The sequence below is a fragment of the Pseudomonas sp. YeP6b genome (assembly GCF_025642995.1).
GTDB lineage: Bacteria > Pseudomonadota > Gammaproteobacteria > Pseudomonadales > Pseudomonadaceae > Aquipseudomonas.
Genome location: NZ_CP080090.1, coordinates 6,087,882 through 6,111,806, shown reverse-complemented (window position 1 = coordinate 6,111,806; position 23,925 = coordinate 6,087,882). Strand labels below are relative to the sequence as shown.

Here is a 23,925-nt window from a genome sequence, read left to right as displayed (position 1 = left end):
GGGAGTATCCAATGACTCAGTCCATCTGGAGCAAATTGTTCACCGCGGTACGTGGCGGTGCCAGCGAAGTCGGCGAATCGATCGTTGACCAACAAGCCCTGCGCATCCTTGACCAGGAAATTCGCGACGCTGACAGCGCGTTGGCCAACGCCAAGCGTGAACTGGTCAGCATCATGGCCAAGCACAAACTGGCGGCTGACCGCGTCAGCGAATACGACGCCAAGATCAAAGACCTGGAGTCCAAGGCGATGGCTGCTATCCAGGCCAATCGTGAAGACCTGGCTCTGGAAGTGGCCGAAGCCATTTCGACCCTGACCAACGAACGTGACGTCGAGCAAAAGCAGACCACCGAGTTCGGCGGGTACGCTGAGAGCATGCGCAAAGACATCACCAAAGCCGAAAGCCGAATCAAAAGCCTGCGCCAGCAAGTGGACATGGCCAAGGCGCGCGAAAGCGTACAGAAGGCCCAGGTCAGCGCGTCCATCGCCAGTGGCGGTGCCAACGGCAAGCTGGAAACCGCCGTCGGTACGCTGAACCGCTTGCAAGCCAAGCAGCAGCATCGCGCCGCTGAACTGCAAGCCCAGGATGAGTTGGCGGAGGCATCGACGGGTACTGACCTTGAGCGCAAGCTGCGCGAAGCCGGTATCACGCCGGACACAGGCAGCGCCAATGCGATTCTGGAACGCCTGAAGCAAAAGTCGGCTGAGTAAACAGCGCCGCAGCAAGAAGGGCAGGTCTGCCCTTCTTTTTTTTTACGTCGAGGTCAGGATGGACGCCCTGAAGGGTTTCAAGACAATCGCAGGCTTGGCGCTCTTTATGGTCGCGCTGCAACTGCTCAATGTAGCCACCGGTTACAGCCTCATGGCATTCGGCCTGATCCCGAGAACCGTGCAGGGGCTGCTCGGCATCCTCACCTCTCCGTTTTTGCACGCCTCCTTTGCCCACCTGAGCGCTAACCTGATTGCCTTTTTGGTACTGGGGACTCTGGTCATTATCGAAGGGCTCAACCGGTTCATTACCGTCAGCGCGATTATTATCCTGCTGGGCGGCTCGTTGGTCTGGCTGTTCGGGTTTGCCGGCGTACACGTCGGTGCCAGCGGCTGGGTATTCGGCTTATGGGCCTACTTATTGTCTCGCGCCTGGTTCCACCGGAGCTGGAGCAACCTGATCACCGCCGGTGTGGTGGCGGTTATGTATGGCGGCCTGATCCTTGGCTTCCTGCCGCGCCAGGGTATTTCCTTCGAAGGCCATTTGTTTGGTGCACTCGCCGGGTTTATTGCGGCCAAGGTACTTCTCTCTACGCCGCGCAGCAGGTTTAATGCCGGGTGAACGCCGAGGCGATGACGTCATCAGGAATCAAATACCCAGGGAATCAGGGACGACATGTCGATTTTTCTTTTGTTGCGCCTCTACGCCTCCTCCCTCTTTCACCGCTTCGGCTGGGCAGGGCTGGTCATTGCTTTGGGTGTACACCTGGGCACGGCGTATCTGGGCCTGGTGTTTCTGGGCGAACAACACCTCACCGCCCCCGCCACGTTTATTTACTTCTATCTCACCACCACGCTTACTGTCGGCTATGGCGACCTCGCGCCGCAGACCTCGGCGGGGCGAGTATTTGTCGCCACCTGGGTCATGCTCGGGGGCATTGCGCTGCTGACGGCGGCCATCGGCAAAACCACCAGCAGTGTTATTGATGCATGGAGAAAAGGCATGAAGGGCAAAGGCGATTTCACCGGCAAGGTCGGCCACACCGTGCTCATCGGCTGGGAAGGCGCGTCCAGCGAGCGGGTCATTGAGTTGTTGCTTCAAGATGAAACCTCGAACGACAACCTGATCGTCATCTGCGACTGCACGCTGGAAGAAAACCCGATGCCAGGCAAAGCGGCGTTCATCAGAGGCGAAAGCCTGTCCTCCACCGCATTATTACTGCGTGCAGGTGTTCCCGGTGCCGAGCGGGTGCTGGTGCGAACCCCGTCTGATGACCTGACGCTGGCTACCGTGCTGGCGGTGAATCAGTTGAGCCCTGTGGGGCACGTGGTCGCCCACTTCAATGAAAGTGAAATTGCCGCCCTCGCCAGTTCCTATGCGCCCAGCCTGGAGTGCACCTCAAGCATGGCCATCGAAATGTTGGTGCGCGCCTCTCAGGACCCGGGCTCGTCCGTGGTCATTAATGAGCTGCTGTGCGTCGGGCAAGGCGCCACTCAATACCTGATGAAATTGCCTGAGGCCTTTGAGGCAACGTTCGGCGACCTGTACACGCAGATGAAAGAACAGCACAACGCCACGCTCATCGGCTATCGCGCCAAAGGCGCTCAACAACCGTCAATCAACCCGCCTGGCGCCACCCGCGTTGAAGGCGGCGAACTCTTCTACATCGCCTCCACCCGCCTCAAGGAAATCTCCAATGGGATGGTTTAAACAGTTGATGGGGCTTGAGGCCCCGCAAGCGAAACCGGAGTCGCAATGGACTGCCGGCGAAACCCTGCCAGTCACCGGCCCACTGGGCTTGGCGCCGGGCAAAGGCGTGATATTCGACACGACCCTGAAATTGCTGCTCGATGAGAAAACCACGGTAGTGATCCCCGGCTCCCAGGAAATCTGGGCCAACGGCACCGTTGATCTCGGGCAGTCGACCTGGCTGTCACGCTATTACATGAACGACGAAGATTACTGGCTGCAGGTGCACACCACCGGCGAGATCGCCGGGCAGGTCGAGTCGGTAATCCTGTTCAACTACTTGAGCGTTGTCACCCTCAGTAGTGAAGCGGAGCTGCGTCGGCTGGCAGGGCCACAGAGCTTGATCGGGCTGCCGACCTACACCCACAACGGCGTCGAATACGCCCGTGTGTGGGGCAGCGAGCCTGGCCAGACAGAACTGGTGGCGATGAGCGAACAGGTGATCAACCCCGAGAGCACCTACACCGTCGAGCACCGTTCGATGCTGTACGCCCGCGACACCGGCCTGACCGACCGTCGAGAGTTTTTGCTGTTTTCCGTCGAAGAAGACGCTGAGGGCTCCATCAGCCTGAGCACCTCGCTGGGCATTTCGCTGTACACAACCGACCTGAATGCGCTCTAAAAAAGGAAGAACCCCATGCTAGAAGCTCTCTCCATCTCCCTGAACAAAGCGGCTGTGTTCGGGTTTGTCACGTACATCTTGGGGGCTGCGATAATCTTCGCGCTGTTCCAGTTCATCTACACCCGCGTCACCCCGCACAAAGAGTTCGAACTGATCCGTGCCGGCAACGTGTCGGCTGCGGTCGCCCTGGGCGGTGCCATCATCGGTTTCGCCATTCCGGCCAGCAACGTGATTGCCTACTCGATCAGCATCCTCGACTTCGTCGTCTGGGCCGTGATCGCCGCCCTCGTTCAACTGTTGGCCTTTTTGGTGACCAGCCTGGTGCTCAAAGGCACGTCCGAGCGCATCAAGAACGGCGAACTCGCGGCCGGTATCTACGTGGCCGCCGTGGCCATCAGCGTCGGCATGTTGAATGCCGCGTGCATGACGCCTACCCAGAACTGATTGCGCACGGAGCTCCCGATGAAACGAAGCAAGTACGTCCAGCTTTCGCTGGCAGCGTCGGTCGCCATGGCGATATCCGGCTGCGGGCCGACGGAAAAAACCTACGATTTGCAGAAGAAGTACAACTTCCAGTCCGTGCAGCAATGTGCCGATGAAAAGCTTCCGGTGGACGTGTGCTCGGACGCCTACATGACGGCCATGGCCGAGCATCGGCGCATTGCCCCGGTGTACGACAGCCAGGCCGATTGCGATGCCGACTTTGTCGCCGACTGGTGCCAGCAGGACTCCACCGGCAAGTTCATCCCCAAGCTCGGCGGTTTCGAACTGACCGCCGCCGGCCAGGTGACCCAATCCCAGGTCGATGCTGCCAATGCTCAAGCGGGCGGCTCCCAGGCAAGCGGCGGCGGCTCAGGCTTCTCTACCAGCAGCCTGCTGACAGGCCTGTTGATTGGCAACATGCTGAGCAACAACCGCAACAGCTACCGCTCCGAGCCGGTGTACCGCTATCGCGATGATCGCGGCAACTACGGCAACTCGACGCTCAATCAGCGCGCCTCCAATGGGGCAACCTTCGGCCGCTCCAACCAAGCCCGGTATGGCAGCAGCAATTACACGAACACACTGCGCTCTTCCAACAAGTCGAGCTCCGTTGCCTCGTCCACCTCCCGTGGCGGCTTCGGCAGCAAGGCCAGCGCACGCAGCGGCTGGGGCGGCGGTGGGTCGAGCAGTTAAGGAAACCGGGCGATGAAAAAGATCCAATGCGCAGAGCGTCATGACTGGAAACAGACTGCCGACAGCCTCGGCTTTCTGTTCCACACCATCGACGACGAACCCTACTGGGACGAGAGCGCGTACTACCAATTCACGCTCGAGCAAATCGAGCGCGACCTCGAAGACCCGACCACCGAGATTCATGACATGTGCATGGACCTCGTGGCCCGCGTGGTTCAAAGCGAGGAATTGTTGGAACGCCTGAGCATTCCCGCGCCGTTCTTCGACATGATTCGAACCTCATGGCTCGAAGGCCACCCGCACCTGTACGGGCGCATGGACTTCTCCTACAACGGCACCGGGCCCGCCAAGCTGCTCGAACTCAACTACGACACGCCGACCAGCCTCTATGAGGCTGCGGCGTTTCAATGGGGCTGGCTGGAACAATGCATCGAACGCGGCCTGCTGCCCAAGCATGCCGACCAGTTCAACAGCATCGACACCAAACTGCATCAGGCCTTCGCTCAACTGCAGGTCAACCAGCCGTTCTACTTCGCCTCGATGAAAGACTCGATCGAAGACAAAGGCACCACCGACTACCTGCGCCTCGTCGCGGAAAAAGTCGGCATCGAATCACGCCACATCGACATCGAAGACATCGGCCTCACCAGTGATGGCCGTTTCGTCGACCTCGAAGATCGCTGGATTCCCCACCTGTTCAAACTGCACGCCTGGGAATTCATCTTTCACGAGCCCTTCGGCGCCGCGATTGCCCAGTGCGATACCCAGTTTTTCGAGCCCGCCTGGAAATCCATCCTCTCCAACAAAGGCGTCCTGCCGCTGTTGTGGGAATTCAACAAAGGCCACCCCAACCTGCTCGCCTCCCACCTGGATACCGACCCCGGCAAAGCCGTGCCAAAGGGCTGGGTGCGCAAACCGTTCTTCTCCCGCGAAGGCGCCAACATCGAACTGCAAACCGCCGACGGCCTGATCGTAAAAGAAGACGGCCCCTACACCGACGCGCCGTTCATCCTCCAGGAATTCGCGCCGCTGCCGCGCTTTGGTGACAGCTATACGCTGATTGGGTCGTGGGTGATTGGCGATCAAGCCGCCGGCATCGGCGTGCGGGAAGACAATAGCTTGATCACCAAGGACTCCAGCCGGTTTCTACCGCACCTGATCCTCGACTGAGAAACTCCGCTGCTTCAAAGGCAAACATGACCCCTGTGGGAGCGGGCAAGCCCACTCCCCACAAAGGCTATCAACCTCAGCCCTGACGCGCCGTCACCGCCGCATACCCATTCATCAAATTCCGATAATTAGGAATCCGCTGAGACAACAAATTCCCCAACCCTTCCATGTCATTGCGCCAGTCACCCTGCAACTCACACGCCACCGAAAACCAATTCATCAACTGCGCCCCCGCCTGCGTCATCCGGCTCCACGCCGCCTGCTGCACCGTGGTATTAAACGTGCCCGATGCATCCGTCACCACAAACACCTCAAACCCCTCCGCCAGCGCCGACAACGTCGGGAACGCCACACACACATCCGTCACCACACCCGCAATGATGATCTGCTTACGCCCAGTCGCCTTGACCGCCTTAACGAAATCCGCGTTATCCCAGGCATTAATCTGACCAGGGCGAGCGATATACGGCGCCTGCGGGAACATCTCCTTCAGCTCCGGCACCAACGGGCCGTTAGGGCCTTGCTCGAAACTGGTGGTGAGGATGGTCGGCAGGTTGAAGAACTTGGCCAAGTCAGCCAGGGCCAGCACGTTGTTCTTGAACTCGTTGGGGGAGAAGTCCTGCACCAGGGAGATCAGGCCGGTTTGGTGGTCGACCAGCAGGACTACGGCGTCGTCTTTGTTCAAGCGGTTGTAGGTTGGAGTGCTCATGGTGGAATCCTTTTTTTGTTTAGGTGGGTTGGGTGTTGCGTTCAACATGGGCACAGATTAATGGGTGGGTGGCGGGGGATAAATTGGGTGGGATGGGTAATACCGTCAACTCAGAGGGGACAATGGTTGGAGGGCCAGCAGTACCCGTCCCTTTCATTTGCAGGACGTTTCCTAGAGAATCCCAGCGGCTTGCGCCAGCAAAATCTCGCGACTAGGCTGCGGCTTGTCACTGCCTATTCAGTGATCGGGTTTAGTCGCCCGTATTCGATTGGTACACACTTTTTGATTGGAGTTGTGCCATGGAAAACGTTGTTTCGGATTTGCCCTCATCGGCTGTGACTAAGCCATTTACTGTCAATGAAGAGCTGAGCTTCGAGGATGCCTGGGTGCGGGTGGCTGAGTTGCTGCAGTGTGCGGCGGCTACGTCGCAAGTGCTTGGTGAACCGCTGGCGCCGCCGCATAGGGCAGTGATGCATTTGGTGGAGATGGCGAAGATGGTGGCGGATCGGGCTGTGGAGTGTTTGCAGCGGAAGTAATACGACGTCGCCTGTTCTTACGTCCAGGTGCCGGCGACGCAGCTCTTCCCATAGGTTATGTGTGTTTGCCGTTTCGTGATCGGGGTATGAAGTACCCGACCAGCATCCCCACCCGCCGTGCTCATGTCGCCATTTATCGTTTTTTGCGACACGTCTTACCATCATGTCGTTGCTGGCGACATATCTATCCATCCTTTACAAATTTGGGCAGCAGCCTGCTGCCCAATTGTGCTTGTCGCCATAATGGCGTGCGTCGGTGATAGAGTCGTGAAAAGCTATCTAATCAAGGATGCAGTAATTGCCAATAAAAACGGACCTTTGAGCTGTCGGTATTGTTTTAACGATGATGACTAGGCGGGGCGGTGATGTCCGAGAAAAATAAAGCATCGACACAGCATGCGCTTACTTAGCGAAATTGGGCTCGAGAATGATCAGCGTACGCCCCTTACGGACACTTTTGGCCGCGGATCATCAGCACGAAATTTTCGGACTGCTGGATGTATCCACAGTTCGCCGCTTTGGTGTACCGTGCTCGATGAATCTTGCGAATACGTGATGCCGTTTGAGCAGAAAATGTAGACGCGGGCGCTCCTGAGCGCAGAGTTAGAAAATCCTCGCTTTCCTGAGGCCTTCCAACACGAAAGGCGATTACGGTACACACCGGCTCGCTTTCGCTTGGGGTACAGGATGCAGTCGAGGGATACTTTAGGGCGCGCTGGCCGTTTTTGGTGCAGGGCGGTAGCTCGGAAGAAAAGAAATCTGATGCGTGACAAAGTGAATAATATTTTTGAGAAAGATGGGGACGAAATTCGGGTCCTATCTTTATTTTCCGGATGTGGTGGAATGGACTTCGGTATTGAAGCTGCCGGCGGCCACATAGTTTTTGCAAATGATATTCTGAAAGATGCATGCAAAACTTTGGAAAAGTACTTTCCTAACACTGACGTGGTAAATGGCGATATATCGCAAGTTCTTGCGTTTCCAAGTGCCGATGTCGTTGTTGGAGGATATCCGTGTCAGTCTTTTTCTATGGCTGGTAACAGAGACCCCAAGAAGGACGAGCGTACTAACCTTTACAAGCAATTTTTGCGAGTGATCAGCCTGGTCCGTCCAAAATACTTCGTGGCGGAGAATGTTTCTGGGTTAAAGCAGTTGGGGGCCGGTAGTTTTTTGGAGGAACAAGAAACGGCCTATCGACAAGAAGGTTATGTTGTGAGCCATCACCTCATTAATGCAAAAGCATATGGAGTTCCTCAGTCACGTAAGCGTTTAATTATCGTTGATGTTAGGAAAGACCTAAACCAAGTATTTGAATTTCCGCCAGAAACGCATGGAAAAGCAACGAAAAAAAGTCCAGACCTGAGACCCTATACTTCTCACGGCGATGCAATTCTGGATCTGCCTTTGTGGCCTGAGGGAGAATTCTATGAGCGCCCACATGATCCGGAAGGTCATTTTTCTTGGTACTTCATGTCCCGCAATCGCAAAGCTAAATGGAGCGAGCCTGCATACACTGTAGTTGCAAACTCGCGGCATATAACTTTGCACCCTGCTAGTCCGGTTATGAAACTAACGTGGTCTAACTTGGCTGATGGGTGGAAGCAGCGCTGGGACTTTTCTGACGAGTATGAGCATCTCGATGCCGACCCTTCTAGACCTATTCTTGAGTTGCCGAGACGACTTTCCTGGAGAGAGTGTTCCCGAATTCAAACATTTGGGCACGATTTTGAGCCGGTAGGCGATACTGATTCGAAGTTCACTCAGATTGGTAATGCTGTTCCACCAATGCTTGCTGAAGCTATTTTCAAGCATCTATTTTCAGGAGCCGGATTGAAAAGTACGGCATGAAAAAGTATTAAAATTTTAAGTGTGCTGACAGAATTAGAAGCTTTATTAGTCAGTTGTGGCAAAGATAAATAACAGGAATTTCGCATTGCAAAAAGTCGCGCTACAGCTCGTCAGTAAGGCTATTTTTGCTTCTGAGGCCGCAAGGAATGAGGCACAGTTGCGGCACGAGCTGGAGGGGGGGCTTAAAGTCGCATGCGAAGCCATGAGTATTCCGTGGACTCCATTTCAGTTAGAGCGTGCTCTGAAAGAGACAGGCAAGCCAACCAAATTTGCTGATGTGGCTCACGGGGCTGTTGTAATCGAATACGAGCCGCCTAGGTCGTTTACTGGACGCATCAATAGTAAGGCTAAGCATGCTCGTAATCAGGCTGAAGAGTATGCTGAGCTCATTTCAGCTGAAGAGGGACGTCATCTTGAGGAGTATATTTTAGTAATATGGGATGGGTCCCATATTAGCTTCGGTAATTTTGTTGATGGGCGGGCGCACTGGGAAGCTGTCATTCCTTTTGATATAAAAGCGTCGAAGATGTTGTTGGCTTTCCTTCAAAAAGATGGTCGCCCGCTAGTTCATCCTCAACTACTACAAGCGTTAGTAGGGCCGGACTCTGAGCATGGGATTTCGCTGATTCCCGCTCTTTATAATAGCGTATGTCAGGCGGAAGAAAGTTTCCATACCTCAAAAACTAAAATGCTTTTTACTGAGTGGCGACGGCTCTTTAGTCAGGTCGTCGGTTTTCAGCCTGCAAATATGAAGACCCTACTCTCTAGGCAAGAGATATCCCACAATCAGCCTTACGATGAAAATCCGGCAGCTTATCTTTTTGCTCTTAATACGTACATTGCGGTAATTGCTAAGATTGTTACAGCTTGTGCCCTGCCTCGGCCTAGCCAGAATATTTTAGATTCATCTGTGCCAATAGTAGAGCGTTTGCGCGTAGTCGAGACAGGCGAGCTATTTGAGCACTCAGGTATTCTAAATATGCTCAGTGGCGATTTTTTTGATTGGTATATAGACGACAGTAATTGGAAAGTATTTAGCCCTCATTTTGACTCTTTGTTTGGAAAGCTTTCTGGGATCGATTTCACAATCGCAAAAAAAGACCCTAGCACCACTCGCGATCTATTTAAGGGGATATACGAGCGCTTTATTCCACGTGAAGTTCGTCATGCTCTTGGAGAGTTCTACACTCCGGACTGGCTTGCCGAGCACGGAATGGATCTTATTGAGTGGAGAGCGGATAACTCGCTTACGGATCCCACATGTGGTTCAGGCACGTTTCTTTTAGAGGCTTTACGCCGACGCCGCTTGAAGCAGGGTGAGAAGGCTACTGCGAAGTCTCTGCTATCGGGTTTGCATGGGATTGATTTAAATCCGTTAGCGGTACTAGCCGCTAAAGGGTCGCTGGCTGTATTTCTTTCTCCCTTTTTGGATCCGGCCGATCCGATACGCTTACCTGTCTACTTAGCTGACGCCATTAACCCTGCACGTGTGAGTAGTGGGCTATTTCCGAGCTACAGCTACGTCATACAAACTGAGGTTGGTCCCAGAGAGTTTTCAGTACCGGAAGCCATGATTAGGCACGGCGATTTTTTTAAGATTTTTACCAAAATCCGCTGCTTAATTGATGCGGATGTTATAGCAAGTGAAATAAGCGACGCTATACGATCTGATCTTAAGTCGATGCAATTAGATGATTACGATATTCAAACTGTTGAGGCGACTGTCCAAAACCTAGTGTCCCTTCATGATCAAGGATGGAATGGGATTTGGTGCGCAATACTGGCTGATCGTTTTGCTGCGGGTGCCATACCCCCATCTAGCCATATTTGCGGCATCCCCCCTGGGTGAAGTGGAGCAACCTTCCTGATGAATACACCAAGGCTATTCAAGTACATTGCAAACAGCTCGGTGTTTTCAGTAAAGATAAATGGGTAGGTGGTATAGAAGCTGATATTTCTACCGTAGTTACTTATCAAGCAATTTATCATTACTTAGCTCCCTTTGGGCGGCTTGGTTTTTTTCTTCCAGGCTCCGTATTTACTACGCCGTCAAGTGCTGGGTTTAGAAAGTTTTCAGTAGGCCCGAACAATATAATCTGCAAGGTGCTGCTGGTCGAAGACTTTGACGCAATCAATCCATTTGACGGTGTTACTAATATGCCTCGCTTTCTAGCGTTGGAACGGGACGCTGTGACGACTTTTCCTGTGCCATATCGTGTTTGGACTGCTGGTGATGTATTAGTCTCTACATTGCGGCGATCTAAGACCGCAGAGGAGTTTTGTCGAGCAGCAGTCCCACTCAATTACACAGCTGTCCCGGTGCCAGGGGGAGAGGGAAGGCCTTGGCTGACCGGCCCCTATGAGGAACAGATAGTATTTGCAAAAGTTTTCGCTGGTGCGGAGCGAGTATATCAAGCTCGCAAGGGAGTTACCGCGGATCGTAATGGGGTATTTTGGGTATATGAGACCGGCGTTAGTGATGAGAACTCAGTCACAATAAAAAACGCTGCGGCCATTGGAAAGACTAAAGGTATTCCAGAAATCATTGCACGTATTGAATCTGAGCACCTATTTCCTTTACTTAGAGGTCAAGGGGTTAGGCCATTTTGTGCTATCCCGGATGAACATTTACGTATCATTGTTCCCCAGCGTGGTATGCATGGAGATCCTTGCCTTAAAACAAACTCTCCGTTAACCTTTAAGTTTCTAAAGCGTTTTGAAACCCAATTAAAGAGCCGCTCAAGTCTAAAAAGATTCCAGAAAGGACAAGAATTTTATTCGCTGTGGAGCACTGGAGCGTATACATTTTCACCGTTCAAGGTACTATGGCGTGAGATTGGAAAAGTTTTTGCGGCGGCTTACGTTGGAAGTTCGGTAACGACTTTCGGTGCTGAGAAGCTAGTGATACCGGATCATAAACTTTACTTTATTCCTGTTGAGACTGAAAGTGAAGCAGCGTATCTAACTGGCTTTTTGAATGCGCCAGTGATCTCCGGAACGGTATCCGCCTATGCATCAAAATTAAGTCTGGGTGTGAGTGTTGCCGAATACCTTAATATTCCTCGTTTTGATGATAATAACGTTCATATACGGGCTATACGCGACTTGTCACTTGATATTACTGCTAGATCTAAGGGGGCGTCCCAAGAGGAACTTCAAGCTCTGGATGCTCACGTTAAGGCCTTGTTGGATTTTTAAATAATTTTCGCTAGCCTTTTACCTTTTACCTTTTACCTTTTACCTTTTACCTTTTACCTTTTACCTTTTACCTTTTACCTTGAAGGGCAGGTCTTATTTTCAGTTGGTAAGTTATGGTTGTTTTTTTGGGGGGGGGGGCGTGGATTGTGCGGTTATAAATCTCTGTCGAGAGTGGAATTCCAGGCATTAAAAAGCCGGCTTGTGGCCGGCTTCTCGGGGACTGCCTCAGCTTGTTTTTGACAAACCTCACCAGCCTTCAAATCGCTCAGCCAACATCACGTCTGGCTGAATAGTAGGGGCATCCGCGGGAACTCCTCCGCATCGCCCAGCAGGTAGATAGCGCAAAGCCACCCCCTGCCAAATGTGCCGCGCATTCTACCCACATTCACCTCACATGCCTACCTCCGGGTCCGATTTAGAGCCTTCCCAGCCCAACAGGTGTTCGTCCAGCGGCACCGGTCGGCGGTTGTTCAGGGTCGACCACCAGAACACCCAGCCCACGATCTCGAAGTTCTGCTCAAAGCGTTGCTCGTGGGTGAGGTATTCGTCTGGGTGTTCGCTGGCGTTGTGGCTGCGCATGCGCAGGCCGCCGCCGGGGCGGTTGTAGAGGTATTTGATGCGCAGCATGCCGTCGTGTTCGACGGCGTAGATTTCGCCGTCGGTGATTTGGCTGCGGCCGCGGTCGATGGCGAGGGTGGCGCCTTGTTGGATGATGTCGATCATGCTGTTGTCGACCATGTAGGCGCCTACGGCGCGGTCGGGGTTTACGTTGAGGGCTTTGAGGGTGTGCAGGGAGACGCGGATGCGCTCGGTGGAGGTGAAGGTGGGGTGGAGGGCGATCTCCACGTCGAGTTTTTCCGGGAGGCAGGCGGGGCCTGTGAGGTATTTGCCGCTTTCTTCGCGGGTGCGCAGTCCTTTGCTTGTGGCGGGCCCTTCGAGTAGAAAGTTGGCCGGTGGGTGTTTGGGGCCTTCGCCGGTGCGTAGCCAACGGCTGGAGACGCAGAGCAGTTCTGCGATCTCGTTGAGTCGGCCCATGGGCACGCCGCGTTTGAACCAGTTGTTCACGTGTTGAGGCGTGACGCCGCGGTTCTTGGCGAAGTCGGAGGCGGAAAGATGAACTTCCCGCAGTAGTGCTTTTAGTCGATCACCTGATGTATTCATAAACAACGAGTTTACTGGCGGGGAAAACACATCAAATAAACCATGCGTTGAATTGCGTACGTAGGGATTTACTTAGTTGTAGGGCGATATTTCAATGTTTTTACTTTATTAAACATTGCGCGTTAAACATTGAACTTCGGGTTTAATTTTTTCCACAAAAAAAGCCCCGAGTAGTCGGGGCTTTTTTGATTGCCGGGGCAATGAGGAGCGGGTATCAGCCTTTGTAGGCAGCGACCGACTTCATGATCTCGGCGCGGGCGGCGTCTGCGTTGCCCCAACCGTCGATCTTCACCCATTTGCCTTTTTCGAGGTCTTTGTAGTTCTCGAAGAAGTGCTTGATCTGTTCCAGCAGCAGTGGCGGCAGGTCGGTGTATTCCTTCACGTCCACGTACAGCTGGGACAGCTTGTCGTGTGGCACGGCGATAACTTTGGCATCGCCGCCGCCGTCGTCGGTCATGTTCAGGATGCCGACTGGGCGCGCGCGGATGACCGAGCCTGGGGTAACCGGGTAAGGGGTTACGACCAGCACGTCGAGGGGGTCACCGTCGTCAGCCAGGGTGTTGGGGATGAAACCGTAGTTGGCCGGGTAGAACATCGGGGTGGCCATGAAACGGTCAACGAACAGGCAGTCGCTGTCTTTGTCGATTTCGTATTTGATCGGCGCGTGGTTGGCCGGAATTTCGATGGCGACGTAGATGTCGTTCGGCAGGTCTTTGCCAGCCGGAATCTTGCTGTAGCTCATTGGGCGATGCCCCCGTAGTTGGCCATGGAACATGGCCGGATTGGCCTAAAAGTGGCGGCGATTATAGGCATATTCTGACGCCGATGCCATGCGTCAGACGTCGTACGGCGCTTGGCGTTCCGTCTGATAGCGCGCATCGCTGGCTTGCAGTTGGTGCAAGCGGGCCAGGGGATCCTGGCGATAAAAGCGGCTCAGCTGCGCGTACACCTGTGGATAACTGTTGGCCAGTAAATCCGGGGCGCTGAAAAAATATTCGCTGGTGACGGCAAAGAACTCGGCCGGATTTTCGGCGGCGTAGGGGTCGATTTCGGTGTCCACGTCGGGGTGGGCGTCCAGCTGGCGGTTGAGGTCGTCAAACGCGCTTTGCATCACGCTGGCCCATTCCTGCACGCGCATGTCGTGGTGCAGCGGCGGCAGGCCGTTGGCGTCACCGTTGAGCATGTCCAGCTTGTGTGCCAGTTCATGGATGACCAGGTTGTAGCCTTCCCAATTGCCACTGGCCAGTACGCCGGGCCAGGCGAGGATCACCGGGCCTTGTTGCCAGGCTTCGCCGCTGTGTTCGCCGTCCCACTCGTGCTCCACGCCGCTGGCATCGCGATGGCGCTGGGGGCTGATGAAGTCGTCGGGGTACAGCACGATTTCGTGGAAGCCCTGGTACCAGTCGAGGTCGCCAAGGTTCATCAACGGCAGTTGCGCCTGGGCGGCGAGCAGCAGGCGTTGTTCCTGGTGCAGGTCGACGCCGGGCAGGGCGGTGAGGTGTTTTTCGGCGAGGAATACCACGCAGGCTTCGCGCAGCCACTGGTCTTGCTCGGCGCTGATGCCGTCGAGGAAGGTCAGGTGGTGGCGCACCCGTTGCCAGGTGTCATCGGCAATCGGGTGCTTGGCCAGCAGGCGCCGGCGACGCCAGGCGCTGAGGGACCACATCGCAGGTTACTGCGGTTTGGCTTCGGAGGAGTTGTTGCCAAAACGGCTGCGGACCACGCCGATGATCATCGGCACCAGCGACAGCAGGATGATAAACACCACCAGCAGCGACAGGTTTTTCTTGATAAACGGCACGTTGCCGAAGAAGTAGCCCAAGGTCACCAGGCCGCCGACCCAGATAATGGTGCCGAACACACTGAAACCGAAGAAACGCGGATACGGCATTTTGGCGATGCCGGCGACGAACGGTGCGAAGGTACGCAGGATTGGCAGGAAGCGCGCCAGTGTCACGGTTTTGCCGCCGTGTTTGTCGTAGAAGTCGTGGGTTTTTTGCAGGTAGTCGCGGCGGAAGATTTTCGAGTTCGGGTTGCTGAACAAGCGTTCTCCGGCTGTTCGCCCGATCACGTAGTTGGTGCTGTCGCCGAGGATCGCCGCCAGCATCAGCAGGCCGCCCAGTAACACCGGGTCCATGCCGCCGCCTGCAGCCACGGCGCCGGCGATAAACAGCAACGAATCACCCGGCAGGAAAGGCATGACCACCAGGCCGGTTTCGCAAAAAATCACTAGAAACAGAATGGCGTAGATCCACGGACCGTAATTGGTTACCAGCAGGTCGAGGTAGACGTCGAGATGCAGGATAAGGTCGAGCGGGTTGAAATCCATGGGTGGCACCTGTGTGAATGGCCCGACTCAGCAGGCCTGTGCGGAAGCTCGGGTAAGTAAGGCTACATAGGTATGCCGTATTTCTTACAACCCTGAAAGGTGCGCATTATACGTACTGAAAGGTGAAAAGCGTGTGGGTTTTGTAGCGGGGCGTGTCGTGATATTTCGATCTTCTGGTCACTGCTGATCTAAATGTGGGAGCTGGCTTATTGTGGCGAGCGGGCTTGCCCTAATGCCGTTCAGTTAAGCGAACGCAATGTCCAAAGCAGCGAAGATTAAATGTGGGAGCGGCGGTGCGACGATTCGACTTGCCCGCGATGACGTCGGCCCAGCAAACATTGATGTTGACTGACTCACCGCTTTCGCGGGCAAGTCGAATCGTCGCACCGCCGCTCCCACAGGGGATCTGCGCTTAACTGAACGGCATTAGGGCAAGCCCGCTCGCCACAGGAGGCCTGCTGGCCACGGGAAGCTCACTTGCCACACTAGGAAGCAAAAGCGATTTGGCCTTATCAGTCCTCACTGATCGGCAACACGTAGTTCTTGAACTCCGTGTCTTCACGAAACCCAATCGACTCATAGGTCTTCTGCGCCACGTCGTTGTCACTGCTGGTCGACACTCGCAGGCGCACCGCGTGGGTCTCTTTGGCCATTTTCTTCGCCGTGCGCATCAGGTTGTCGGCCACCAGTTGTCGGCGGGCGTCTTCGGCCACGTAGATGTCATTGAGGATCCACACGCGTTTAAGCGACAGCGACGAATAGCTCGGGTACAGCTGGCAAAACCCCAGCAGTCGCTTGTCGTCATCATCGGCCAGGGCCAGGTAGATCACCGACTCCTTGCGGCGCAGGCGCTTTTCCAGGAAGGCCCGCGACGAGTCCGGAAACGGCAGCGCTCCGTAAAACTCGCGGTATTTGACGAACAGCGGGGTTAACAGGTCCAGGTGTTCCAGGGTCGCTTGAGTAATCCGCATGCCAGGCCTCAACTTCCAAATGGGTGATGACCACACAAGCGGCCGTGTCCGGATGCTGCCTAATGGCGCGAAAAAGCGCAATCGTGCGGCTAATAGGTTATTCCGGCGGGCTGAGCAGGAAATTGCCTTTCATCAGGTCAGGATCATCCGATTCGATGGTCTGCACCTGCGCCTCGTCCTTGAGATTGACCCCCGACAGCTGGCGACGACACGCCTCTTTCATCAAGTAAAGCAGGCGATGCGCGGCCATGCCGTAGCTCAGGCCTTCCAGGCGCACATTAGAAATGCAGTTGCGGTAGGCATCGGTAAGGCCGACCTTGGGGTTGTAGGTGAAATACAGCCCCAGGCTGTCCGGCGAGCTGAGCCCCGGCCGTTCGCCGATCAAAATCACCACCATCTTGGCGCCCAGCAACTGGCCGACTTCATCCGCCACCGCCACGCGGCCCTGTTCCACCAGAATTACGGGCGACAACGACCACCCTTCGGCGTGAGTCTGTTCCTCCATGCGTGTAAGAAACGGCAACGTGTGTTTATGCACGGCCAGTGCCGACAGCCCATCGGCCACCACCACGGCCAGGTCCACACCGCCAGGGTTGGCGGCAGCATAGTCGCGCAGGCTTTGCGCCGACTCATCACTCAAGCGCCGCCCCAGGTCTGGGCGTTGCAAATACATGTGCCGGTCCACGGCGGCGCTGTGCAGCAACAAGCTGTCACGGCCGCGCTCGGCCATCTGGCTGCTGAGGGCTGCGTGGTCGAAGGGCAGGTGCACGGCGTCGCGCGCCTGGGCGTGGGCGAATTGAAAGTCCAGCTGCGCGCTGGTGGGGATGCTGGTGCCGGTGCGGCCCAGGGCAATACGCGCCGGAGTCAAGCGGCGCAGTTCCAACCACGGGTTATCAGGCAGTTCTACTTGCACAGGCGGCTCCTTCATCCCAATTGCTTCAAGGCGTGGCGAAACGCCGGTGGCAGGCTGTTGCCGAAGTGCACCTTACCGTCGGCTTGCGTGAAGATGCCCATTTTCGCCAGCCACTGTTCAAACTCCGGCGCCGGTTTTAAACCCAATGTTTGCCGGGCGTATAACGCGTCGTGGAACGAGGTGGTCTGGTAGTTGAGCATGATGTCGTCGGAGCCGGGGATGCCCATGATGAAGTTGATCCCGGCCACGCCCAGCAGGGTCAGCAGGGTGTCCATGTCGTCCTGGTCGGCTTCGGCGTGGTTGGTGTAGCAGATGTCGCACCCCATCGGCACGCCGAGCAGCTTGCCGCAGAAGTGGTCTTCGAGGCCGGCGCGGATAATCTGCTTGCCGTTGTACAGGTACTCGGGGCCGATAAAGCCTACGACGGTATTGACCAAAAACGGCTTGAAATGCCGCGCTACGGCGTAGGCGCGGGTTTCGCAGGTTTGCTGGTCGACGCCAAAGTGCGCGTTGGCCGACAAGGCGCTGCCCTGGCCGGTTTCGAAGTACATCAGGTTCTGGCCCAAGGTGCCGCGGTTCAGGCTCAAGCCCGCGTCATAACCTTCCTGCAGCACGCTCAGGCTGATGCCGAAACTGGCGTTGGCCGCCTCAGTGCCGGCAATCGACTGAAACACCAAGTCCAGCGGCACGCCACGGTTGATGGCTTCGATGGAGGTGGTGACGTGGGTCAGCACGCAGGCTTGGGTGGGGATTTCGTAGCGCTGGATGATCGCGTCGAGCATCTCCAGCATGGCGCAGATCGAAGCGATACTGTCGGTGGCCGGGTTGATGCCGATCATGGCGTCGCCGTTGCCGTAGAGCAGCCCGTCGAGGATGCTCGCGGCGATGCCCGCCGGTTCGTCTGTAGGGTGGTTGGGTTGCAGGCGGGTCGACAGGCGACCGCGCAGGCCCAGGGTGCCGCGAAACTGGGTGACCACGCGGATCTTTTGCGCGACCAAGACCAAGTCCTGCACGCGCATGATTTTGGAGACGGCGGCGGCCATTTCCGGTGTCAGCCCGGGCGCCAGGGCGCGCAGGGAATGTTCGTCGGCCGCGTCGCTGAGCAGCCAGTCGCGCAGGCCGCCAACGGTGAGGTGGCTGACCACGCTAAACGCCTGTTTATCGTGGGTGTCGATGATCAGCCGGGTGACTTCGTCGCTTTCGTAGGGGATCAGCACTTCTTCGAGGAAGTGTTTCAACGGGATGTTCGCCAACGCCATCTGCGCTGCAACCCGTTCGCCGTCGTTCTGCGCGGCCACGCCGGCCAGGAAGTCGCCGGAACGCGCCGGGCTGGCCTTGGCCATCACGTCCTTGAGGCTGTCGAAGCGGTAGGTTTGTGCACCCACCGCGTGGGAAAAGCTTGCCATACAGTGTCTCCTTGGCGACGCGGGCAGGCTGTGAGTAAAGCGCCCGCGTCGAGGTTTACGGCAGTTAGTGCAAGGCGGCCTCTGCGGCCTGGATCGCCGCGAATTCTTCTTCGGGCGTGCCTGCTACCAAGTGATGCCGGCTGTAGAAAGCAAAGTAAGCAATTAATACTCCATAGATGATCGCGGCGCCAATCACTACCCGTGGATCCACCAGAAACCCCGCCACCACGGCCACGCAGGCCAGTACCAGGGCGACGCCGGAGGTGAAAATGCCGCCCGGCGTGCGGTATGGGCGGTCCATTTTGGGGCGGCGGATGCGCAGGGTGATGTGCGCGGCCATCATTAGCACGTAGGAAATGGTCGCGCCAAACACCGCCACCAAGATCAGCAAGTCGCCCTGGCCGGTCAGCGACAGGCCAAACCCGATAATGCCGGGGATCACCAGTGCCAGCACCGGCGCCTTGCTTTTGTTGGTCTGCGACAGTTTGCGTGGCAGGTAGCCGGCGCGGGATAAGGCGAAGATCTGCCGCGAATAGGCATAGATAATCGAGAAAAAGCTCGCGATCAGCCCCGCCAGGCCAACGAGGTTGACGAAGCTGCCCATCCAGGTCGAACCGCCGTAGGACAATGCCAATGCTTCAACCAGCGGGTTGCCCGACTTGATCAGCGCATAAGTGCCGGCGCCGCCCGGTGCGATCACCAGAATCAGCAGGGCAAAACTGGTCAGCACCACAATGGCGCCGATCAGGCCTCGAGGCAGGTCACGTTTGGGGTTCTTGGTTTCTTCGGCGGCCAACGGCACGCCTTCGACGGCGAGGAAAAACCAGATGGCATAAGGAATCGCCGCCCACACGCCGACGTAGCCGAACGGCAGGAAGGTGCTGGCGCCTTTGGCCTCGGTCACCGGGACATCCAGCAGGTTGGCGACGTTGAAGTGCGGCACCATCGATACCAGGAACACACCCAATGCAATCGCCGCGACAGCGGTGATCACAAACATCAGTTTCAAGGCTTCGCCCACACCAAAGATGTGGATGCCGATAAAGATGATGTAGAACGCCAGGTAAATCATCCAGCCGCCAATACCGAACAGCGACTCGCAGTAGGCGCCGATAAACACCGCGATGGCGGCAGGGGCGATGGCGTATTCGATCAGGATGGCGGTGCCCGTGAGGAACCCGCCCCAAGGGCCAAAGGCGCTGCGGGCAAAGCCGTAGCCGCCGCCAGCGGTGGGGATCATCGAGGACAGTTCGGCCAGGGAGAAACACATGCACAGGTACATGGTGGCCATGAGTAAGGTGGCGAGGAACATGCCGCCCCAGCCACCCTGGGCCAGGCCGAAGTTCCAGCCGGCGTAGTCGCCGGAGATCACATAGGCAACGCCAAGGCCAACCAAAAGCACCCAGCCGGCGGCGCCTTTTTTCAGTTCGCGTTGTTGAAAGTAGTCGGTGCCGACTTTTTCGAAGTCGACGGAAGAGCCGGTGGGTTCGCTAGGCATGGGGAAGTACCTTCCATTCTTATTGTTTTAGCTCGGCCTCTGTGTGCCGAATGCGCGTTGCAAGAACGTGCGACGATCTAATGTGGGAGCTGGCTTGCCTGCGATGCGGGCAACTCGGTGTATATGGCTGACCGAGGTGATGCTTATCGCAGGCAAGCCTGCTCCCATACTTGATTGCATTTCAAGTTGAGAGCGGGTCGCCCGTTACAGGGTTAAGTTAGAAAAAGCCCAACGGATTAATGTCGTAGCTCACCAGCAAGTTCTTGGTCTGCTGGTAGTGATCCAACATCATCTTGTGCGTCTCACGGCCCACACCCGACTTCTTGTAACCGCCAAACGCGGCATGCGCCGGGTACAGGTGGTAGCAGTTGGTCCACACACGGCCCGCCTTGATCGCGCGGCCCATGCGGTAGGCGCGGTTGATGTCGCGGGTCCACACACCGGCGCCCAGGCCGAACTCGGTGTCGTTGGCAATTGCCAGGGCTTCGGCTTCGTCCTTGAAGGTGGTGATGCTCACGACCGGGCCGAAGATTTCTTCCTGGAACACGCGCATTTCGTTGGTGCCCTTGAGCAGGGTCGGCTGGATGTAATAACCGCCGGCCATGTCGCCGGTGAGCTTCTCGACTTTGCCGCCGGTCAGCAGTTGCGCGCCTTCGCCCTTGGCGATTTCCAGGTAGGACAGGATCTTGTCGAACTGTTGCTCGGAGGCTTGGGCGCCGACCATGGTGTCGGTGTCCAGCGGGTCGCCGCGTTTGATCTGCTCGACCTTTTTCATTACCACTTTCATGAAGTCGTCGTAGATCGACTCTTCCACCAGCGCACGCGATGGGCAGGTGCACACCTCGCCTTGGTTGAAGAACGCCAGCACCAGGCCTTCGGCGGCTTTCTCGATAAACGACGGTTCGGCTTTCATGATGTCGGCGAAGAAGATGTTTGGCGACTTGCCGCCCAGCTCAACCGTGGACGGAATAATGTTCTCGGCCGCCGCGTGCATGATGTGCGAGCCCACCGGGGTGGAACCGGTAAAGGCGATCTTGGCGATGCGCTTGCTGGTGGCCAGGGCTTCGCCGGCTTCTTTGCCGAAACCGTGCACCACGTTCAGCACGCCCGGTGGCAGCAGGTCGCCGATCAGTTCCATCAGCACGCTGATGCCCAGCGGGGTTTGCTCGGCGGGTTTGAGCACCACGCAGTTACCGGCGGCCAGGGCCGGCGCGAGTTTCCAGGCGGCCATCAGCAGCGGGAAGTTCCACGGGATGATCTGGCCGACCACGCCCAGCGGCTCATGGAAGTGATACGACGCGGTGTGTTCGTTGATTTCGGCGCTGGTGCCTTCCTGGGCGCGGATGCAACCGGCGAAGTAGCGGAAGTGGTCGGCCGCCAGTGGGATGTCGGCGTTGAGGGTTTCACGCACGGCCTTGCCGTTGTCCCACGTTTCGGTGACGGCCAGCAGTTCGAGGTTCTGTTCGATGCGGTCAGCGATTTTCAGCAGCACCAGTGAGCGGTCCTGGGCCGAGGTCTTGCCCCAGGCATCTGCGGCGGCATGGGCGGCGTCGAGGGCTTTGTCGATGTCTTTGGCCGTGGAACGCGGGAATTCGGCGATGGGCTTGCCGTTGACTGGCGAGGTGTTGGTGAAATAGTTGCCATCTACCGGCGCGACGAATTCGCCGCCGATGAAGTTGCCGTATTTGGCCTTGAACGAAACGATCGCGCCGTCAGTACCGGGGTGTGCGTAACGCATGGGGGGCATCTCCTGCTTTTATGTTTATTGGAGTACAGCGGTGTTGCGCTTGATAAAGCCTAGAGCAAAGGTCGGGCCACTGCTTTGCAGGCCAGGTAAATCAAGGGGTTGGGCTTTGTTGCAAGGCGTTGCTGTGGCAGGTGTGGTACAGCTGGGGTGACAGTTTGTGCCACAAACGGTACAGCCTGTGACCGGTGGGTCTGCCCGGGATTGCAATGGCCGGATGGCTGGGGGATGCTGGCTGTTCTCAAGCAGTACGCAGGGAGAATAATAAGAACATGCACAACGATCAGTTCAGCCGCCACGCCCAGCAAGTCCTCACCGTCACACGCGGGCAAGAGATTGCCCAAGGCCCCGGCAGCGACCCGTCCATCGCCCGTTCCTGGCTGCGTTGCCTGGAGGACTACCACCTCGACCCCGCATTGAGCATCGCCCCCACCGTGCTCGAACACGGGCGCCTGCTGGAAAGTCGCGAACGCCTGCAACAGGTGCTGCACATCGCCGGCAGCGAGATGAACAGCCTGCACCAACAGCTCTCCGGCGCCGGCCATGCGGTACTGCTCACCGATGCGCGCGGGGTGATCCTCAACTGCGTCACCGCGCCTTCCGAGCGCAAGATTTTCGAGCGCGCCGGGCTGTGGCTGGGCGCCGACTGGAGTGAAGCGTGCGAAGGCACCAACGGCATCGGCACCTGCTTGGTGGAGCGCCAGTCCCTGACCATTCACCGCGATGAGCATTTTCGCGGGCGCCACACCGGCCTGACCTGTTCGGCGAGCCCGGTGTTCGACCCCCAAGGCGAATTGCTGGCGGTGCTGGACGTGTCGTCGGCGCGCGAAGCCGTGTCGCGTCAAAGCCAGTTCCACACCATGGCGCTGGTGAACCTGTCGGCAAAGATGATCGAGAGTTGTTACTTCCTGCGTCATTTTGAAAACCAGTGGCTGCTGCGTTTTCACCTGCAGGCCGAATCCGTTGGGTTATTCAGCGAGGGGCTGCTGGCGTTCGATGGCGAAGGGCGGATCTGTGCGGTTAACCAGAGCGCGCTGAACCTGCTGGGGCAGCTTCGCGGCGGCCTGCTGGGGCAGCCGGTGGAGGCGTTTTTCGAGTGTTCGCTGGACCAGTTGCTCGGTCGCGCCAGGGTTAACGCCACGGCCAGTTGGCCGCTGCGTACGCGCGATGGCCGGCATTTATTCGCCGCGTTACGTGGCCAAGCGCGAAGCACTGCGGCGCCGATGGCGAAGCCTGAGGCTCCACGCCTGCCGGGGATCTGCCTGGGCGACCCGGCGTTGCAGAATGATTTTCGCAAGGCTGTTAAGGTTTTCGAACGCGACGTGCCGCTGCTGATCAACGGCGAAACCGGCAGCGGTAAAGAAGCGTTTGCCAAGGCCGTGCACCAGGCCAGTCAGCGTGCCGACAAGGCGTTTATCGCCCTCAACTGCGGCGCCATTCCGGAAAGCCTGATCGAAAGTGAATTGTTCGGCTATCGCGGCGGCAGCTTCACGGGGGCCCGTAAGGAAGGCATGCAAGGCAAGCTGCAACAGGCGGATGGCGGCACGCTGTTCCTCGATGAAATCGGCGATATGCCCCTTGCCCTGCAGACCCGTCTATTAAGAGTGCTGGAAGATCGAATGGTGGTGCCCATCGGTGGTGAGCCGCAGGCTGTGAACGTCAGAATTATCAGCGCCACCCATCGCAACCTGCAGGAGCGCGTGCAGCACGGTGATTTTCGCGAAGACTTGTATTACCGGCTCAACGGCCTGGAAGTCGCTCTGCCGCCCTTGCGTGAGCGCAGTGACAAGGAGCAATTACTGGATTTGCTGCTGATACAGGAAGCAGGTGAGCAACCGGTGGTACTCGATGGTGCTGCTCGGCAGGCATTGTTGACGTTCGCCTGGCCGGGCAACGTGCGGCAGTTACGCACCGTACTGCGCACACTGGCTGCCCTCTGTGAGGGCGGGAAGGTCTGCGTCGCGGATCTGCCGATGATCATCCGGCAGGCACAACCTGAGCGGGTGATTGAAGCGAGTACGACGTTTGCCTTGGGTGATGCAGAGCGTCTAACGCTGCTTAATGCACTGGAGCGCCAATGTTGGCACATGACTAACACGGCGGTCTATTTGGGCGTGAGCCGAAACACACTTTACAGAAAGTTGCGGAAGTATGGAATCGCTCGAAGGACTGTAACTTAACTTACAG

At 56.9% G+C, this 23,925-nt stretch carries 22 protein-coding genes; 12 read left to right on the top strand and 10 right to left on the bottom strand.

Translation table 11 applies throughout. The annotated features are described in order from the left end of the window. Nucleotides 1-11 precede the first annotated feature (11 nt). From KZH41_RS27575 to KZH41_RS27545, 7 genes are read left to right on the top strand one after another with little or no spacing between them, the layout of a single operon-like run. Nucleotides 12-710 carry a PspA/IM30 family protein gene (locus KZH41_RS27575; protein WP_094952325.1) on the top strand — a complete coding sequence of 233 codons (699 nt, stop codon included), beginning with the start codon at nt 12-14 and terminating at the stop codon, nt 708-710. Nucleotides 711-768: 58 nt separating this feature from the next. Next, complete coding sequence (locus KZH41_RS27570) at nt 769-1,329, top strand: rhomboid family intramembrane serine protease (protein ID WP_242152917.1); 561 nt, start codon at nt 769-771, stop codon at nt 1,327-1,329. A gap of 54 nt (nt 1,330-1,383) precedes the next feature. Further along, on the top strand, nt 1,384-2,418 hold the full coding sequence (locus KZH41_RS27565; protein ID WP_094952327.1) for an ion channel: 1,035 nt from the start codon (nt 1,384-1,386) through the stop codon (nt 2,416-2,418). Further along, nucleotides 2,405-3,079, top strand: coding sequence for a DUF2491 family protein (locus KZH41_RS27560; protein ID WP_094952328.1), 675 nt, complete (start codon nt 2,405-2,407; stop codon nt 3,077-3,079). The genes KZH41_RS27565 and KZH41_RS27560 overlap by 14 nt, the downstream gene beginning before the upstream one ends. Before the next feature lie 15 nt (nt 3,080-3,094). After that, nucleotides 3,095-3,523, top strand: coding sequence for a DUF350 domain-containing protein (locus KZH41_RS27555; RefSeq protein WP_094952329.1), 429 nt, complete (start codon nt 3,095-3,097; stop codon nt 3,521-3,523). 18 nt (nt 3,524-3,541) lie between these two features. Beyond that, a complete protein-coding gene (locus KZH41_RS27550; protein WP_242152912.1) occupies nt 3,542-4,255 on the top strand; it encodes a DUF1190 domain-containing protein in 714 nt (237 codons plus the stop codon). Between the two features lie 12 nt (nt 4,256-4,267). Next, nucleotides 4,268-5,425, top strand: coding sequence for a glutathionylspermidine synthase family protein (locus KZH41_RS27545; protein WP_263274059.1), 1,158 nt, complete (start codon nt 4,268-4,270; stop codon nt 5,423-5,425). A gap of 76 nt (nt 5,426-5,501) precedes the next feature. Here the strand turns inward: KZH41_RS27545 and ycaC are convergent, their stop codons facing one another. Further along, complete coding sequence (gene ycaC, locus KZH41_RS27540) at nt 5,502-6,134, bottom strand: isochorismate family cysteine hydrolase YcaC (protein ID WP_242152906.1); 633 nt, start codon at nt 6,132-6,134, stop codon at nt 5,502-5,504. A 299-nt stretch (nt 6,135-6,433) separates the two neighbouring features. Between ycaC and KZH41_RS27535 the strand changes: the two genes are divergently transcribed. The 4 genes from KZH41_RS27535 to KZH41_RS27520 all read left to right on the top strand — a co-directional run bounded on the left by KZH41_RS27535 (nt 6,434) and on the right by KZH41_RS27520 (nt 11,716). Further along, nucleotides 6,434-6,670 carry a DUF6124 family protein gene (locus KZH41_RS27535; protein ID WP_263274058.1) on the top strand — a complete coding sequence of 79 codons (237 nt, stop codon included), beginning with the start codon at nt 6,434-6,436 and terminating at the stop codon, nt 6,668-6,670. 762 nt (nt 6,671-7,432) lie between these two features. After that, nucleotides 7,433-8,518 (top strand): DNA cytosine methyltransferase, encoded by a 1,086-nt coding sequence (locus KZH41_RS27530; protein WP_263274057.1) that lies wholly within the window; start codon nt 7,433-7,435, stop codon nt 8,516-8,518. Between the two features lie 85 nt (nt 8,519-8,603). Then, nucleotides 8,604-10,367: an SAM-dependent methyltransferase gene (locus tag KZH41_RS27525; protein ID WP_263274056.1), complete on the top strand. Its 1,764-nt coding sequence runs from the start codon at nt 8,604-8,606 to the stop codon at nt 10,365-10,367. After that, nucleotides 10,364-11,716 (top strand): hypothetical protein, encoded by a 1,353-nt coding sequence (locus KZH41_RS27520; RefSeq protein WP_263274055.1) that lies wholly within the window; start codon nt 10,364-10,366, stop codon nt 11,714-11,716. Before KZH41_RS27525 ends, KZH41_RS27520 begins: the two co-directional genes overlap by 4 nt. A gap of 390 nt (nt 11,717-12,106) precedes the next feature. On the opposite strand, the gene KZH41_RS27515 is transcribed toward KZH41_RS27520, so the two are convergent. The 9 genes from KZH41_RS27515 to KZH41_RS27475 form a co-directional block, all read right to left on the bottom strand. Then, the gene (locus KZH41_RS27515; protein ID WP_094953337.1) at nt 12,107-12,877 is read right to left on the bottom strand and encodes a helix-turn-helix transcriptional regulator; all 771 of its coding nucleotides are present in this window, start codon (nt 12,875-12,877) and stop codon (nt 12,107-12,109) included. Between the two features lie 214 nt (nt 12,878-13,091). After that, the gene (gene ppa, locus KZH41_RS27510; protein ID WP_003176323.1) at nt 13,092-13,619 is read right to left on the bottom strand and encodes an inorganic diphosphatase; all 528 of its coding nucleotides are present in this window, start codon (nt 13,617-13,619) and stop codon (nt 13,092-13,094) included. Between the two features lie 93 nt (nt 13,620-13,712). Beyond that, nucleotides 13,713-14,543: a zinc-dependent peptidase gene (locus tag KZH41_RS27505; protein ID WP_263274054.1), complete on the bottom strand. Its 831-nt coding sequence runs from the start codon at nt 14,541-14,543 to the stop codon at nt 13,713-13,715. A gap of 6 nt (nt 14,544-14,549) precedes the next feature. Beyond that, on the bottom strand, nt 14,550-15,206 hold the full coding sequence (locus tag KZH41_RS27500) for a DedA family protein (protein ID WP_242152898.1): 657 nt from the start codon (nt 15,204-15,206) through the stop codon (nt 14,550-14,552). A gap of 512 nt (nt 15,207-15,718) precedes the next feature. Then, nucleotides 15,719-16,177 carry a GNAT family N-acetyltransferase gene (locus KZH41_RS27495; protein WP_094953341.1) on the bottom strand — a complete coding sequence of 153 codons (459 nt, stop codon included), beginning with the start codon at nt 16,175-16,177 and terminating at the stop codon, nt 15,719-15,721. Between the two features lie 97 nt (nt 16,178-16,274). Then, entirely contained in the window at nt 16,275-17,105 is an 831-nt protein-coding gene (gene eutC / locus KZH41_RS27490; protein ID WP_094953342.1) for an ethanolamine ammonia-lyase subunit EutC, read from the bottom strand. Continuing rightward, complete coding sequence (locus tag KZH41_RS27485) at nt 17,102-18,496, bottom strand: ethanolamine ammonia-lyase subunit EutB (RefSeq protein ID WP_083356586.1); 1,395 nt, start codon at nt 18,494-18,496, stop codon at nt 17,102-17,104. Before KZH41_RS27485 ends, eutC begins: the two co-directional genes overlap by 4 nt. Before the next feature lie 64 nt (nt 18,497-18,560). Continuing rightward, on the bottom strand, nt 18,561-19,994 hold the full coding sequence (gene eat / locus KZH41_RS27480; protein WP_083356587.1) for an ethanolamine permease: 1,434 nt from the start codon (nt 19,992-19,994) through the stop codon (nt 18,561-18,563). A gap of 217 nt (nt 19,995-20,211) precedes the next feature. Continuing rightward, nucleotides 20,212-21,732 (bottom strand): aldehyde dehydrogenase family protein, encoded by a 1,521-nt coding sequence (locus KZH41_RS27475; RefSeq protein ID WP_094953344.1) that lies wholly within the window; start codon nt 21,730-21,732, stop codon nt 20,212-20,214. Nucleotides 21,733-22,010: 278 nt separating this feature from the next. Between KZH41_RS27475 and KZH41_RS27470 the strand changes: the two genes are divergently transcribed. Further along, nucleotides 22,011-23,918, top strand: coding sequence for a sigma-54-dependent Fis family transcriptional regulator (locus KZH41_RS27470; RefSeq protein WP_263274053.1), 1,908 nt, complete (start codon nt 22,011-22,013; stop codon nt 23,916-23,918). Nucleotides 23,919-23,925 lie beyond the last annotated feature (7 nt).